We start from the raw sequence: 14,711 nt of genomic DNA, 5'->3' as shown, positions 1-14,711 counted from the left end.
GAACCCCTTAGGGATTCATGGGAATCCCTAAGAGGCAATTATAAAATCTTATTACGCCATTACAGCTTCTTTCTTTGCGTATTCAACGCCCTTATCAATGGCTTTCTTGTTCATTTCAAAGAATGCTTCCTTGCCGTGTCCCTTCAGGGCAGCCAGCAGAGCTTCTTCGGAGATGATCTGTGTCTTTTCCACAAGTGCGCCGAGAAGAACCATGTTGGCGATCTTCACGGAACCAATGGCACCGGCTTCATCCTGAGCTGGAATTCTGATGACTGTTACATCATCTCTCTTCACATCTCTTGTGACAAGATTGGAATCCAGAATGATCAGTCCGCCAGGCTTCACTGTGCTTTCGAACTTGTCCAGGGAAGGTCTGTTCATGACAACCAGTGTATCTGGCGCAGTGATGATGGGTGCACCGATTTCCTCGTCGGATACGATGACGGAACAGTTTGCTGTTCCTCCTCTCATCTCAGGGCCGTAGCTTGGGCACCAGGATACATTCATATCCACATCCATGCCGCCGAAAGCAAGGAACTTACCCATGGAGAGGATACCCTGTCCACCGAATCCTGCAAAAATAATTTCCTGTGTCATTATTTCGCCTCCTCTTTGCTCAAGTCCTTCTTCACGCCTAATGGGTAGTAAGGAATCATGTTTTCTCTCAGCCATTTCAGAGACTCTTCTGTATTGAGACCCCAGTTGGTAGGACAGATGGAAAGCACTTCAACCAGATTGTATCCTTTTCCGTCGATGGCATTCTGGAACGCCTTCTTGATGGCCTTCTTGGTCTTTGCAACGCCAGCCACCTTATCTACAGAAACTCTTTCGATGTAGTAGGACCCGTCCAGCTGTGCAACCATTTCGGAGAATCGGATGGGATACCCCTGTGACGCCACATCTCTTCCATAAGGTGATGTTTCGGTCTTCTGACCTGGAAGGGTTGTAGGTGCCATCTGGCCACCGGTCATGCCGTAGATGCAGTTGTTGACGAAAATGGTGACGATCTTTTCTCCTCTTGCAGCAACGTGAACCGCTTCCGCTGTTCCGATGGCCGCCAGGTCTCCATCACCCTGATAGGTGAATACGATCTTGTCGGGATTGGCTCTCTTTATTCCAGTAGCAACCGCTGGCGCTCTACCGTGCGCTGCTTCAAACATATCACATGCGAAATAGTCGTAAGCAAGTACCGAGCATCCTACCGGTGCAACACCGATGGTCTTGTCCACGATATCAAGCTCTTCCATAACCTCACCAATCAGTCTGTGAATGACACCGTGGGTGCATCCAGGACAGTAGTGTGTTGGAACATCCAGTAAGCCGTTTGTGGGCTTAAACAGAATTTCTCTATCCTTTAACTCCATTATTTATTCCCCCCTACAATTTCCATAGCCTTATCCAGTATTTCTTCTGGTGAAGGAACCATACCACCTGATCTTCCATAGAAGTGTACAGGCTTTCTGCCTTCCACGGAAAGTCTTACGTCTTCCACCATCTGGCCCTTGCTCATTTCCACAGCCAGGTAACCATGCTTGGTGTTTCCGATGGTCAGATCAAAAGCTTCCTGTGGGTATGGCCATAGGGTGATCGGTCTGATGAGACCCAGGTTTATGCCCTTTTCCTTGGCAAGTTTGATGGTGTTCTTGCAGATTCTTGCTGTGGTGCCGTAAGCCACCATGATGAGGTCCGCGTCTTCTGTATTCATCAGTTCATACTTGACTTCATTCTTTGTGATTTCATCATACTTTCTGCCCAGGTGATCATTGTGCATTTCCAACTCTTCACTCTTCAGGAACAGAGAGTTGATGACATTGTGCTGTGCTCTTCCGTTTCTGCCGTTGGCAGCCCATGTCTTTTCAGGAAGGACTCTTGTGGATGTGGAAGGTCTGAATTCAACAGGCTCCATCATCTGACCCAGCATTCCGTCTCCCATGATCATGACCGGTGTTCTGTACTGGTCTGCCACATCAAAGGCTTCTGTGATCAGGTCCACCATTTCCTGAATGGAGGATGGTGCGAAGACGGGCATATGGAAATCACCATGTGCTCCACCCTTGGTCGCCTGGAAGTAGTCAGACTGTGCAGGCTGAATGCCGCCTAGTCCTGGACCTCCTCTGACGATATTGATGATGACGCATGGAAGCTCCGCTCCCGCGATATAGGAAATTCCTTCTGCTTTCAGTGAGATTCCAGGTGAAGATGAACTGGTCATGCATCTGACGCCTGTACCTGCAGCTCCGTAAATCATGTTGATGGCTGCAATTTCACTTTCCGCCTGCAGGAACACTCTGTCAATTGTAGGCATCTTCTTCGCCATATAGGCTGCGACTTCTGTCTGTGGTGTGATCGGATATCCGAAGAAACACTGGCAGTTGGCTCTGATGGCCGCTTCTCCAATGGCTTCGTTTCCCTTCATGAGAACTTTTTCACTCATTTGCTCTACCCCCTATTTATACACTGTAATAACAAGATCTGGACACATTCTTCCACAGGATGTACATCCTATGCACTTTTCCATGAGTTCATCCGGAATGCCGGCGGGTCTGTACCCCTTCTCATTCAATCTGTCCGTGAAACCGATAATCTTCACAGGACAGGCAATCACACACTGTCCGCAGCTCTTGCATCGTTCTTCTCTAAATACAACTTTTGGCATATCATATCCCCCTTAATATTTTAATTCCATGGTGTTTTCATGAAAATGTCGATGGGAAGAAGCTCCCCATGTAACTTACCCTCTAATGAATCTGCCAGATCTCTTCTGGCCACGGTGTATAGATGCGGTATGCCAAGTTCTTTTGACAGATCATGAACAATTGCATCTCCCTTGATGATTTCCTCCGCGGTGGTCTCATAGGAGAGATTGGTATTGGAAATCAGATGCGTCACCTTCAGTCTTGAGGATCTTTCGATGCTCGCGATGTACTCCTTGATTCCCTTTTCGTCCGGTGTGAAAGGTCTCTGGGTATTGATCACGAAATACATGCTGTAATCCGTTTTGATCAGCTCGTGATTATACTGCCCCAGTACCGTTGCACCCATATCGTCTCCGCCGATGTCCAGGATGAAGTTCGTATCTTTTTTTACAAAAATACTGGAAACTTCTCCAGGTACCACCATCAGCTCTGCATTGGACCATTCCGGATTTGCCGCAATGACATCAATGCCGTCTTTGGCCAAGGTGGCTTTAAAGTCTCTGATACAGAAGAAAGGATTGACGATGTCGATATCAACAAGTGCCACCTTTTTCCCCTCATGATTCAGTTTTTTCGCCAGGTTGATGGAAATCTCAGATTTCCCGCTGCCAAAATGCCCTGTGATGATTGTGATTCTTTCCAAGTGGCATCCCTCCATTTTTACTGTACCTTTATTTTATTATAAAATCTTCCCTTAATCTAATTTCCAATTTCATGGCAAAATCCTGAATTGGTTTGAAGATTCATGTCTACATCGGTCAGCAAAGCGGATTTTCACAACAGAAACCGTAGTTTGTTATCAATAACCCCTGTATACCTTTACAAATCACGATTTTTAACTTTTTTTAGATTTTTTCACTTTATATTGTCAATTTGATAATATTTTGTCATGGTTTCGTATTTTCACATATTATTCGTAGGTGATGGCTTCCTCTTCCCCGGAAAGGACTCTGTTGGCCGCTTCAGCCAGCGCCAGCAGCTCGTCTTCTCCTGGATAGACCACAACTTCCGCAATGAATTCCACTCTTTCTCTGATCAGCTTCACCATCAGCTTGGAATAGGCGATTCCACCCGTAAGGATGATGGCATCCACTTTCCCGCTAAGAACCGCTGCTGCAGCGCCCACTTCCTTGGCCACCTGATAGCCCATGGCGGAATAGATCTTCATGGCATAGGCATCTCCCGATGCTGCCTTCTCTTCCACTTCTCTTGCATCATTGGTGTCCAGGTAGGATACGAAGCCTCCCTTTCCAGTGATCATCTTCAGCACTTCGGACTTCTCGTGGGTTCCTGCATAGCACAGCTCCACAAGGTCTGCCACTGGAAGGCTGCCGCTTCTTTCAGGAGAGAATGGACCATCGCCGTTCAGCGCATTGTTCACATCAATGACTCTGCCCTTCTCGTGTGCACCAACGCTGATGCCTCCACCCAGGTGAACCACGATGAGATTAAGGTCTGCATAGCTGACACCCTTCTCCTTCGCATATCGCTTCGCCACCGCTTTCTGGTTCAGCGCATGGAAGATGCTCACTTTCTCAAAAGCCTTGTGTCCGGAGATTCTTGCCAGATCTTCCATCTCGTCCACAACCACAGGATCCGCAATGAAAGATTCCTTTCCGAATTCTGTGCCGAGACCATGGGCGATGATGGCACCGAGATTGGATGCATGCTCGCCCTTGATGCTCTTTCTGAGATCGGACAGCATGGCTTCATTCACTCTGTAGGTACCGCTCTTGATAGGTTTCAGAAGGCCCCCTCTGCCCACGAAGGCATCGAAGGAGTCCAGGCGCTCATTGTTCTCTGTGAGGATTTTCTTGATTTCGTCTTTTCTCCACTCGAACTGGTCGATGACCTTCTTGAAGCTGTTGATGACGGATGCTTCGTGTCTCAGCGTGAAGGACTTCACTTCTCTGTTGTCTTCGAAGATTCCGATTTTCGTTGATGTGGACCCCGGATTGATGATAAGTAGTTTATTCATAAATTCTCCCCTTTTGTACTATACAATCTTTTCTGATCTGATCTGTCTGCGCTTACGCTATTTCACGGATGCATTGAGAACCGCCATGGCAATGGAGTTCACTTTGCTTTCGAAGGAATCTGCTCTGGATGTGACAACCACAGGCGCCTTGGCACCTAGAAGCACCCCACCTGTCTTGGCGTATGCGGCATAGGTCAGGGACTTATACAGCACATTGCCGGATTCGATGTTCGGCATCAGAAGAATATCCGCATGTCCTGCCACCGGGCTCTTGATGCCCTTATGCTCTGCAGCTTCCACGCTCAGCGCATTGTCCAGCGCCAGAGGTCCGTCCACGAGGCAGCCTTTGATCTGTCCGCGGTCGTTCATCTTGGAGAGCATGGCCGCATCGATGGTGGCCTGCATGGCTTCATTCACCACTTCCACTGCGCATACCACCGCCACCTTGGGCTTCTCTACGCCCAGACTGGTCACGAAATGCACTGCGTTATTGAGGATGCCTACCTTTTCCTTCAGTCCAGGATAGGTATTCATGGCCGCATCCGTCACAAAAAGCATTCTGTCATAGCCTTCCACTTCAAAGGCTGCCACATGACTGATGAGGTTTCCTGTGGCCAGGCCTTTTTCCTTGTCCAGCACTGCTCTTAAGAGGGACTTGGTATCCACAAGACCTTTCATGAGAATGTCGCATTCTCCCTCACGCACCAGATTCGCCGCGATCTTCGCTGCCTGTGCGGGGCTCTTCTCGTCGATGATTCTGAATTCATCATTGATATGAAGCTCTTTCAGAAGGCTTTCAATCTTCACCTTTTCGCCCACCAGAACCGCATTGCAGAGTCCCATCTCCTTCGCCTTGGCCACAGCCTGAAGGACCGGTTCGTCCTCTGCCGCTGCCACGGCAATGGTTCTCATACGGCCACTGCCTTTTACCTTTTCATAGATCTCACTAAAACTTTTCACTTAGTATTTCCTCCCTGTAACGCAATGGTTCTTCTTCATTCATCAGCACTCTTCTTGCTCCCTCATAGAGAGACTTCATTTCCAGTTCACCCGGCACCAGTTCCACCGGTGCGATGAAGGATACATATTCCTTGATCATGCCCGTCATGAGACTGGAGTAGGCAAGCCCTCCGGTGATGATGATGGCCTTGACATCGCCTTTCAGCACCGCAGCACAGGCTCCGATCTCTTTCCCGATCTGATAGGCCATGGCCTGGTACACCTTCGCCGCATAATCATCTCCGTCATGGATCATTCTCTCCACTTCTCTTGCATCACTGGTGCCCAGATGGGAAATAAGACCCGATCCTCTCTGGAACTTCTTGAGCAGGCTTCGCTTCTCATAGTCCTTGTCATAGGCATATTTCACGAAAACGCCCAGAGGAAGCGTTCCGACACGCTCCGGACTGAAGGGTCCTCCGTGGTTGGCGTTGTTCACGTCCACCAGTTTTCCTTTTCTCAGCGGTCCTATTGAAAAGCCTCCGCCAAGATGCGCCACGATGAAGTTGTCCTCATTGAAGTCATAGCCTTTCTCCCGGCAGACTTTTCGTGTGGCACCCTTGATATTGAGATAATGGGCAAGAGAGCCTCTCTCTTCGCCCTTGAGCCCTGTGAATCTGGCCAAGTCATCCATCTCGTCGCAGGAGACCGGGTCCACGATATAGGCGCTCACACCGGCTTCGTCGGCGATTTCCTTGGCAAGAATCGGTCCCAGATTGGACGCATGTTCTCCCTGCACCGCATTTTTCAGATCGTTTATCATATCCATATCCACAAGATAGGTTCCCCCGATGATGGGCTTCAGAAGTCCACCCCGGCCCACAACGGCTGCCAGGTCTTCCTTCCTGATTCCTTTTTCACGCAGGACGGAAACGATGGCTTCTCTTCTCATGGCATCCTGATCCGCTATATGGTCGTATTTCCTGATTTCTTCTGCGCTGTGCTCCACCACTTCCGTATGAATCTCCATGGATTCCGTGCTGTAAATGGCAATCTTTGTTGAAGTTGAACCTGGATTAATTACCAAAACATATTTCATGTGTTTTCACCCCCAAACTATTTCCTTATAATCATATCAGAAACCCTTTACATTTGAAAACACCTAAAACTCGCTTATTTTCAACCCATCTGTTAAAAAATCACAAAAAAAGTAGGACTATCGTTAGTTGATTCTCATTTTCTGACCATTTATCGGATTTTTAATGCGAAATTGTCAAAAATGAGTGATTCAAGATAGTCCTGATATTTCTATATTTATTCAATATACTATATATCTAAAGGCTGGTACTTACTGATCACCGCTTCCGCGATTTTCAGTCCATCCACTGCGCTGGAGATGATGCCTCCCGCATAACCGGCCCCTTCCCCTGCAGGATATACGCCTCGAACTTGAGCACTCTGCAAGCTTTCGTCTCGGACGATTCTCACGGGAGAGGAGGTTCTCGTCTCCACTCCGGTCATGATGGCGCCATGCCCAGTGAATCCTTTGATCTTTCTGTCAAACTCCGTAAGTCCTGTCTTCAGAGCTTGCGTGATGGCAGAAGGAAAGAGTGCGCCAAGATCTGCAAACTTCACCCCAGGCATGTACGAAGGGAGTACCTCTCCAAAGGAAGTGCTTATTCGCCCTTCCAGAAAATCCTCCACCTTCTGGACAGGCGCATGATAATTGGCACCACCCATCTGGAAGGCCTTCTTCTCCAGTGCTCTCTGAAAACGGATTCCGTTCAGCGGGTGGGGGCCATAGTCTGCTGGCGTCACGGAAACCACCACAGCGGAATTGGCATTTCTTCCATCTCTTGCATGGTAGCTCATGCCGTTGACCGCAAGCATGCCCTCCTCGCTGGATGCCGGAACCACCAGGCCCCCTGGACACATGCAGAAGCTGTAGACCCCTCTGGCGTCCTTTGCCTTGGCCGTGAGTGAATACTCAGCGGCTTTGAGCTTCGGATTCAGATGCACGCTGCCGTACTGGCTTTCATTGATTCTCCACTGCAGATTCTCCACACGCACACCCACAGCCATGGACTTGGCGATCATGGTGAATCCCCTGTCAAAAAGCATGTCATAGGTATCCCTGGCGCTATGGCCTAAAGCCAGCACCAGCACTTCACAGGGAATCTTCTCCTTGTTCGCTGTGATGGAAACCACTTTTCCGTTTTTCACTTCAATGTCTTCCAGTTTCGTCTCGAACCGGACTTCCCCGCCAAGGGCGATGATCCTTTCTCTGATGCTTTTCACCACGTCCTTCAGAAGGTCCGTGCCCACATGGGGCTTCGCCTGGAAGGAGATTTCCTCCGGTGCTCCGGCTTCAATGAGCTTTTCAAGAACCTCTCGCACGCGGATGTCCTTGATCCTTGTGGTGAGCTTTCCGTCTGAATAGGCGCCTGCTCCCCCTTCTCCGAACTGGATGTTCGATGAGGTGTCCAGTATCCCCTTCTCCATGAAAAGATCCACGGCGCGGTCTCTTTTTTCGATCTCCTGCCCTCTTTCAATAACCAGGGGACGATACCCTTCCTCCGCCAGCTTCAGCGCCGTGAAGAGTCCGGAAGGACCCAGTCCAACCACCACAGGGCGCACGCCAAGCTTTTCACTTCCAGGCATGACCTTTTCCGGTTCCTTCTCTTCATAGAAGGAGACATTTCTATGTCTTGCTTTCCGGAGCACTTCCTGTTCACGCTCTGTTCGGACCAGAATGCTGTAGACGAATTTCAGCGGCTCTTTCCGCGCATCCACAGATTCTTTTACAATCCGTATTTCTCTGATCTCCTCTTCTGAGATTTTCAGCATTTTCGCCGCTTTTCTCACAAGATCCTCTTTCTCTTCTTCTAAATAAAGTTCTATGTTATTGATTTTAATCATCTGTTTTCACTCCAAAAATGGAAGCCCGAAGGCTTCCACTTATATGCTAAGGGGTTTCAGTATTGGTCGGGGTCTCTTCCTCCGGTGGCGCTTCCTCCGGATTCTCCTCTGGAGGTATTTCATTTTCATCTCTGATGATCACCGTGATGGTTTCCGGTGTCGTGGAAACCAGACCGATGTTTTCCGGCAGTCCGATCTCTGGTGTGATTTCATGTTCTCCCGGCTCAAGACCCGAAAGATCGATTTCTACGGTGATGCCCGCTTCCGTCAGCGCTTCCAGTGGGTCCTGCGGTCCACTCACCGTCACCTCCACCGTATCTGAACTGAACTCCGCCGTAAGGCCCTCTGCAAGACCCAGAACCGAAATGCTCTTTTCAAGGGTCCTCGATTCGTAGGCTCTGACTTCAAAGGATACCGTTGCGGTGCTTCCACCGTTTATGGAGATGATTCCATCTGGAATCACAAGATTCTGTATGACATCCGTCGTTTCCGTGAGGCTGGCCAGATTGAACTCCGCCGTTCTGATTTCATTCACCTGTTCCAGCAGTCCATCCGGTCCTGCAATGAGGAGTTCTCCCGGTGCCACGGAGCTGCCCAGAAGTTCATAGCCATCTCCGATTTCTCCCGATGTGTCAATGACAACCGGAACGGTCTTTGTTTCAAAGACCTCCACATTGACTTCCACATAAAGGGGAGAAACAATCACATGATTTACTTCATTCCCATTCTCATCGATGGGCACAAGAGATACGATTTCCTTATAGTCGATGTCCAGATTCTCTCTGCTTCCTCTCGCTGCAAGGGCAGTGACTCTGTTGACGTATTCCGCCGGTCCTTTCACTGTAGCAGAGCTTGGATTGAATGTGATGCCGGCAACGAAATGTTCTTCCGCCGCCACCGCTTCATATTGAGATACGATGGACACTTCTCTTTCCAGATAATCATCCAGATAGATGATGGCCTTCACATTGCTGCTGGGTGTCACATCAATATCCGAAGGATAAGAGGTGATCTCGATGGGCACTTCATTGGGGCCTGCCTTCAAGGCGATATCATCCAGGTCTGCAATGACCCTGAAATTACTGGCCACACTTCTGTATACTTCCGATGCGGGTCCCTTCACAGTCAAGGTGACCATCACATCCTGGTTGGGGAGAAGCGCAAGATTCTGCTCATCGATGTTCTCCAGATTCTCCAGTCTTACGGGCACATTATACACCCTCATGGTCTTGATGGGATTCTCCACATTGATGATGTAGATCCACAGACTGAATGAAAGGATTAGGCTGATGATTTTCAGGAGGATGTCCGATCCTTTTTGCTTAGCCATTGATCCATCCTCTCCTTCCATGTCTGTTTTTTCTGAATCTTACTGGTGAGTATCTTCACCAGAATCTTCTGCAGCCTGTCCCTGTCATAGTTTCTGACAAGCTTTCCGTTCAGCGCCAGAGAAATGGTACCCGTTTCCTCGGAAACGATGAGTACCAGTGAATCCGATACTTCACTCAGTCCCAGGGCTGCTCTATGTCTTGTACCCAGTTTCTTGCTGATGTCCTTGTTGGTAGTCAAGGGAAGCACACACCCTGATGACATGATGCGGTCTCCACGAATGATGGTGGCTCCGTCATGCAGTGGGGTATTGGGCACAAAGATATTCTCCAGCAGGGAGCTGGAAACAAGGGCATCGATTCGGATTCCCGTTTCGCTGATGTCCCCTAGACCTGTGTCCTGCTCGATGACAATCAGGGCTCCCGTTTTCGTCTTACTCAGATTGTCCATGGCCGCTACAATCTCGTTGACCACCTTGGTCAGGATATCCGTATCCCGCAGCACCCTCCGGTCACTGAAGGCGGAACGTCCGATATGTTCCAGCATTCTTCTGATTTCAGGCTGGAAGATGATGACCAGGGTCAGCACACCGATGGTAATGGTCTTCGAAATGATGGTGTAGACCATCGTCAGGTTGAAAATATAGCTTATGGGTATAAGAAGCAGTATCAGAATAATTCCTCGAAGGAGAAGCTCCGCTCTTGTTTCAATGATCAGCTTATACATTCTGTAGATGAGATAAGCCACGATCAGGATATCAATGACGGATGAAATATTAATATTTCGAACGGTATTCAGTATGGTATTGAGCGTTTCCAAAATGCACCTCCTCCTTTTTCACATAATTATGTCAATATACCTAAATTATACAATATAAAGGGCATCTATTGTGCACAATTTCCGCTTTTTCCAGATTTATTCATGAATTCGTCTGCGAAATTCAGAATTCATTCTGCAAATTTTAAGTTTTGCCATGCTCTCCTTCTCCAGGTAAGATTCTCTTCTTCCTGAAATATGCAGAAAACCCGAAGACTGCACTCCGGGTTTCTCATTCTACTTATTCTTTTCGATGAACGCTCTGATCTCTTCCTTTGGTCTGAAGCCCACAAGCTGTCCTACGATATTGCCGTTTTTAAACGCCAGTAGGGTCGGGATGCTTGCCACTCTGTATCTTGCTGCCTGCTGCGGATTTTCATCCACATTCAGCTTAACAAATTCCACATCATTTATTTCATCATTCAGTTCTTCAAATAGGGGTGCCAGCATCTTGCAGGGTCCACACCATGGTGCCCAGAAATCCACTAGAACCAGATTCTCATTTTTCAGTACTTCCTGCTCGAAGCTTTCTCCATTTACTGCCTTAATCATTTCTTTCCTCCTCAAAACATTATACTAACCATTATACACATTCTCTCTGTTTTTTGTAGGGGCGAAAATGAAAAATAACCCACATTTCACTTCCACATAAAAGAGATTCCCGCTCCCGGGCCTATTCATCAGCCTTCGCTGGTTTCGTAATTTTCCTTCATGTAGGTGATGGTTGTCCGGATCATCTTTTCAAGTTCTGACAGGTCGATATCACTGACCTTCTTCACATAGATGCAGGCCTTGCCCATCTTGAACTTGCCCAGGTTCTCCAGAAGGTACGCATGCTGCTCCATCCCCGTGTAGGTATAGAGACTGATGGCGGATTTTCGCGGAGAGAATCCGATCAGCGGCCAGTCGCCTTCCTGGCGGCTGCGCTGGGATTTGTAGTGATACTGTCCGAATCCGATGATGCTTTCCCCCCACATGACCGGTTCATACCCAGTGACCTTCTTCATGAACTCCAGAAGAAAGAGACTGTCCTTCACTTTCTGCTCTCCTTCAGCAAAGGAATGGATGAACTCCACCACATCTCGATCGTTTTTCTGTGTCTTAAGTGCTGCCATTTCTGCACCTCCCACAATATTTATGTATCTATCTGAAATCAATTCCCGATATTTCAGGCTAAACGTTTACATGACCTCTGCGAAGAACCTTTTACAAGGTTCCCGTTCTCCCTAGAGAGAATCCAGCCATTCCTGCGCTTTCACCTTCAGAATCTGGGTAATCTTCTCCTCACTGTAAGGACTTTCTGCTCCACCTCTCTGAAGAAGAACATATCTGTTGTTTCTCGTCCTGTAGAGAATTTCCTCATATCCTTTAGGATCGCCATAGTAGCCGTGTGTCACTCTTCTCAGTTCCGTCGCTGTTTCCAGGTTCGGTGTCTTTTTTACCATGGTTCATCCTCCTTTCCAATTCGGATAATCCATATTATACCATCCTTCACGAAATTCTTCAAAAGGCACGGTCCCCAGTGTCTTTCATGATTCTCGGAAGACATAGGAAAAGCCGGCTTCCGCCGGCTTAAAAGGATTTTCTATTTCTGTTCCAGAATGATCTGTTTCGCTCTCAGCATAGAGGATGCGGACATGGAGAACTCGTCCAGTCCATATTCCACCAGTGTCGGAATGGCGGTTTCATCTCCTGCCATTTCTCCGCACATGCCTACCCACTTTCCTTGTGAGTGAGCACCATCTATGGTCATCTTGATCAGTCTCAGCACTGCAGGATGCATCGGATCGTAAAGGTAGGATACCTTTTCACTCATTCTGTCTGCTGCCAGTGTGTACTGAATCAGGTCGTTGGTGCCTATGGAGAAGAAGTCCACATGCTTTGCCAGCTCATCCGCCATGACAGCCGCTGCTGGAATTTCAACCATGATGCCCCACTCAATGGAGTCACTGACTTCCTTTCCTTCCGCCTTGAGTTCCTTCGTGCACTCTTCCACAATCTCTTTGGACTTCTGGAATTCATCCAGGGAAGATACCATTGGGAACATGACCTTGAGGTTTCCGAATACGGATGCTCTTAATAATGCTCTCAGCTGAATCTTGAAGATGTCTGTACGATCCAGACAGAGTCTGATGGCACGATAGCCCAGGAACGGATTCATTTCGTTTGGCATGACCAGATAAGGAAGCTGTTTGTCTCCGCCGATATCCAGGGTTCTGATGACAACAGGTTTGTTCTCCATCTTCTCCAGTACATATTTATAGCTTTCAAACTGTTCTTCTTCTGTGGGCATTTCTTCCCGGTCCATGTAGAGGAATTCGGTTCTGAAAAGACCGATGCCATCTCCACCATTTTCCAGTACCTTGTGCACATCTTCAGGCTTCCCGATGTTTCCTGCCACTTCAATTCTCTTGCCGGACTTCGTCACTGCTTCCACTTCGATGAGCTTCTTCAGTTCTTCCTTCTCCTTGTTGTGCGCTTCCTGAAGGGCAATGAACTCGGTCACTGTATCATGGTCCGGATCGATGTATACTCTTCCTTCAATTCCATCCACGATGAGGATATCCCCGTTCTTCACCACTTCTGTGATGTCCTTCAGTCCCACTACCGCAGGAATCTCAAGGGTTCTTGCCATGATGGCGCTGTGGGAGGTTCTTCCACCTACGTTGGTCAGGAAGGCAATGACCTTTTCCTTGTCCAGCTGCGCGGTATCCGATGGTGTCAGATCGTCTGCCACCACGATAGTGTTGTTCTCTTCAATAAGGATGCTGTCTTCAATCCCTGCCAGATTATTCATGAGACGCTTGGAAACGTCCTTGATGTCTGCAGCTCTTTCTCTCATATACTCATCATCCATGGATTCGAATATGGCTACATAACTTTTCATCACATCATTGGTTGCCTTGATCGCGTTGCTGCCGTTGTTATCAATCTCCGCCTCGATTCCACCCATGAATTCGGGATCATCGAAAAACATCAGATGTGCATCAAACACCATGGCTTTTTCTTCGCCCATGGACTCGAATGCTTTCTTTCTGATTTTCTCCAGCTGGGTTTTTGAAGCTTCTGCTGCTCTTCTAAGGCTTTCCTTCTCTGCAGCCGCATCCTTCACTTTTTCATCTGTGATCTTCAGTTCCTCATGCTTCTTGATAAATGCCTGTCCTATGGCATATCCTCTTGACGCCGGTATTCCAATTTTCATATTAACCCTCCAAAATAAATTTGCTGTAGTGCGCTATATATTGTCTTGAAATTATTTGGTAGCCTTATTCTTTGTTTCTGATGTACTCCTTCACTCGTTCTTCCATGAAGGCAATGAGCTCTTCCACGGAATGGGTCTTGTTTTGACTGCACTCCTTGGCGGATTTGTCACAGAGAAAACACTTTCTGGGTTCATAATGCAGTTCGAATCTTGTGATGGCATATTCTTCATCAATATCATAGACATCAATATCCACGAACCTGCCCAGCTCATGATTCTGCTCGATGAAGACCGCATTCTCCTTCAGGGTTCTGGCATCTCCGCTAAGGACATAGAAAGTGGTAGGACCTTCCGGTGTATCATAGGTTTCTTCCGCAAGCATCTTATCATGAAAAAAAGCATCAAAGGTCTTCCTGATTTCTTCGATCACAAACCTTGTGGTCTCGTTGTTCTTCAGAACACCAGGATAATTGGCCCGTATGGTGATGACCGGCAGATTGTATGTATGGTGCAGCTTTTCAATGGTCTCACATTTTTTCACACGATAATTCACAAGCTTCTCGTACATTTCCTTTGTCATTTTCGGATGAACCTGTTTCACAGGCATGACAAACGTCTCATTTGTTTTCTTATTCTCCAAGTGATCTTCTCCTTGCTCTTATACATGAATTCCAACAGCAGAATATTGTTTTCGCAAGAAAACAGCCAGTAATTCTGTAAGCTCAGTTCAGTCTTCCCAAATAAAGCGGACATTCCATCGAAGCGTTTTCAGCATACTTCGTTTCTTTCATTATATCACAAGAGAAACAGGGAATTTTCCAATTATTTAGAA

General features: G+C 47.8%; 16 protein-coding genes. All 16 read right to left on the bottom strand.

Annotated features, from left to right (window positions below; translation table 11 throughout):
- Nucleotides 1-51: 51 nt before the first annotated feature.
- The 16 genes from ACHAL6_RS14935 to citX all read right to left on the bottom strand — a co-directional run bounded on the left by ACHAL6_RS14935 (nt 52) and on the right by citX (nt 14,519).
- On the bottom strand, nt 52-600 hold the full coding sequence (locus tag ACHAL6_RS14935) for a 2-oxoacid:acceptor oxidoreductase family protein (RefSeq protein WP_395271457.1): 549 nt from the start codon (nt 598-600) through the stop codon (nt 52-54).
- On the bottom strand, nt 597-1,364 hold the full coding sequence (locus ACHAL6_RS14930) for a thiamine pyrophosphate-dependent enzyme (RefSeq protein WP_395271456.1): 768 nt from the start codon (nt 1,362-1,364) through the stop codon (nt 597-599). The genes ACHAL6_RS14935 and ACHAL6_RS14930 overlap by 4 nt, the downstream gene beginning before the upstream one ends.
- Nucleotides 1,364-2,434, bottom strand: coding sequence for a 3-methyl-2-oxobutanoate dehydrogenase subunit VorB (locus ACHAL6_RS14925; protein ID WP_395271455.1), 1,071 nt, complete (start codon nt 2,432-2,434; stop codon nt 1,364-1,366). The genes ACHAL6_RS14930 and ACHAL6_RS14925 overlap by 1 nt, the downstream gene beginning before the upstream one ends.
- A gap of 12 nt (nt 2,435-2,446) precedes the next feature.
- Nucleotides 2,447-2,656: a 4Fe-4S binding protein gene (locus ACHAL6_RS14920; RefSeq protein ID WP_207599239.1), complete on the bottom strand. Its 210-nt coding sequence runs from the start codon at nt 2,654-2,656 to the stop codon at nt 2,447-2,449.
- A 20-nt stretch (nt 2,657-2,676) separates the two neighbouring features.
- The gene (locus ACHAL6_RS14915) at nt 2,677-3,339 is read right to left on the bottom strand and encodes a P-loop NTPase (protein WP_395271454.1); all 663 of its coding nucleotides are present in this window, start codon (nt 3,337-3,339) and stop codon (nt 2,677-2,679) included.
- A gap of 267 nt (nt 3,340-3,606) precedes the next feature.
- Nucleotides 3,607-4,674 (bottom strand): butyrate kinase, encoded by a 1,068-nt coding sequence (gene buk, locus ACHAL6_RS14910; RefSeq protein WP_395271453.1) that lies wholly within the window; start codon nt 4,672-4,674, stop codon nt 3,607-3,609.
- Between the two features lie 57 nt (nt 4,675-4,731).
- Nucleotides 4,732-5,634 carry a phosphate butyryltransferase gene (ptb, locus tag ACHAL6_RS14905; RefSeq protein ID WP_395271452.1) on the bottom strand — a complete coding sequence of 301 codons (903 nt, stop codon included), beginning with the start codon at nt 5,632-5,634 and terminating at the stop codon, nt 4,732-4,734.
- A complete protein-coding gene (buk, locus tag ACHAL6_RS14900) occupies nt 5,621-6,712 on the bottom strand; it encodes a butyrate kinase (RefSeq protein WP_395271451.1) in 1,092 nt (363 codons plus the stop codon). The genes ptb and buk (ACHAL6_RS14900) overlap by 14 nt, the downstream gene beginning before the upstream one ends.
- A 227-nt stretch (nt 6,713-6,939) precedes the next feature.
- Complete coding sequence (locus ACHAL6_RS14895; RefSeq protein WP_395271450.1) at nt 6,940-8,532, bottom strand: NAD(P)/FAD-dependent oxidoreductase; 1,593 nt, start codon at nt 8,530-8,532, stop codon at nt 6,940-6,942.
- 46 nt (nt 8,533-8,578) lie between these two features.
- Nucleotides 8,579-9,862: a YbbR-like domain-containing protein gene (locus ACHAL6_RS14890; protein ID WP_395271449.1), complete on the bottom strand. Its 1,284-nt coding sequence runs from the start codon at nt 9,860-9,862 to the stop codon at nt 8,579-8,581.
- Nucleotides 9,829-10,680: a diadenylate cyclase CdaA gene (gene cdaA / locus ACHAL6_RS14885; RefSeq protein ID WP_395271448.1), complete on the bottom strand. Its 852-nt coding sequence runs from the start codon at nt 10,678-10,680 to the stop codon at nt 9,829-9,831. Before cdaA ends, ACHAL6_RS14890 begins: the two co-directional genes overlap by 34 nt.
- Nucleotides 10,681-10,914: 234 nt before the next feature.
- A complete protein-coding gene (trxA, locus tag ACHAL6_RS14880; protein ID WP_207599247.1) occupies nt 10,915-11,229 on the bottom strand; it encodes a thioredoxin in 315 nt (104 codons plus the stop codon).
- A gap of 128 nt (nt 11,230-11,357) precedes the next feature.
- Nucleotides 11,358-11,792 carry a DUF1801 domain-containing protein gene (locus ACHAL6_RS14875; RefSeq protein ID WP_395271447.1) on the bottom strand — a complete coding sequence of 145 codons (435 nt, stop codon included), beginning with the start codon at nt 11,790-11,792 and terminating at the stop codon, nt 11,358-11,360.
- A gap of 111 nt (nt 11,793-11,903) precedes the next feature.
- Nucleotides 11,904-12,122 (bottom strand): hypothetical protein, encoded by a 219-nt coding sequence (locus tag ACHAL6_RS14870; RefSeq protein ID WP_207599249.1) that lies wholly within the window; start codon nt 12,120-12,122, stop codon nt 11,904-11,906.
- Nucleotides 12,123-12,262: 140 nt separating this feature from the next.
- Nucleotides 12,263-13,879, bottom strand: coding sequence for a phosphoenolpyruvate--protein phosphotransferase (gene ptsP, locus ACHAL6_RS14865; RefSeq protein ID WP_395271446.1), 1,617 nt, complete (start codon nt 13,877-13,879; stop codon nt 12,263-12,265).
- Nucleotides 13,880-13,943: 64 nt separating this feature from the next.
- Nucleotides 13,944-14,519 (bottom strand): citrate lyase holo-[acyl-carrier protein] synthase, encoded by a 576-nt coding sequence (gene citX / locus ACHAL6_RS14860; protein ID WP_395271445.1) that lies wholly within the window; start codon nt 14,517-14,519, stop codon nt 13,944-13,946.
- Nucleotides 14,520-14,711 lie beyond the last annotated feature (192 nt).

This window comes from Proteiniclasticum sp. C24MP, assembly GCF_043951855.1.
Classification (GTDB): Bacteria; Bacillota; Clostridia; order Clostridiales; family Clostridiaceae; genus Proteiniclasticum.
The sequence above is the reverse complement of the archived record's forward strand: the minus strand, read 5'-3'. Positions and strand labels throughout refer to the sequence as shown.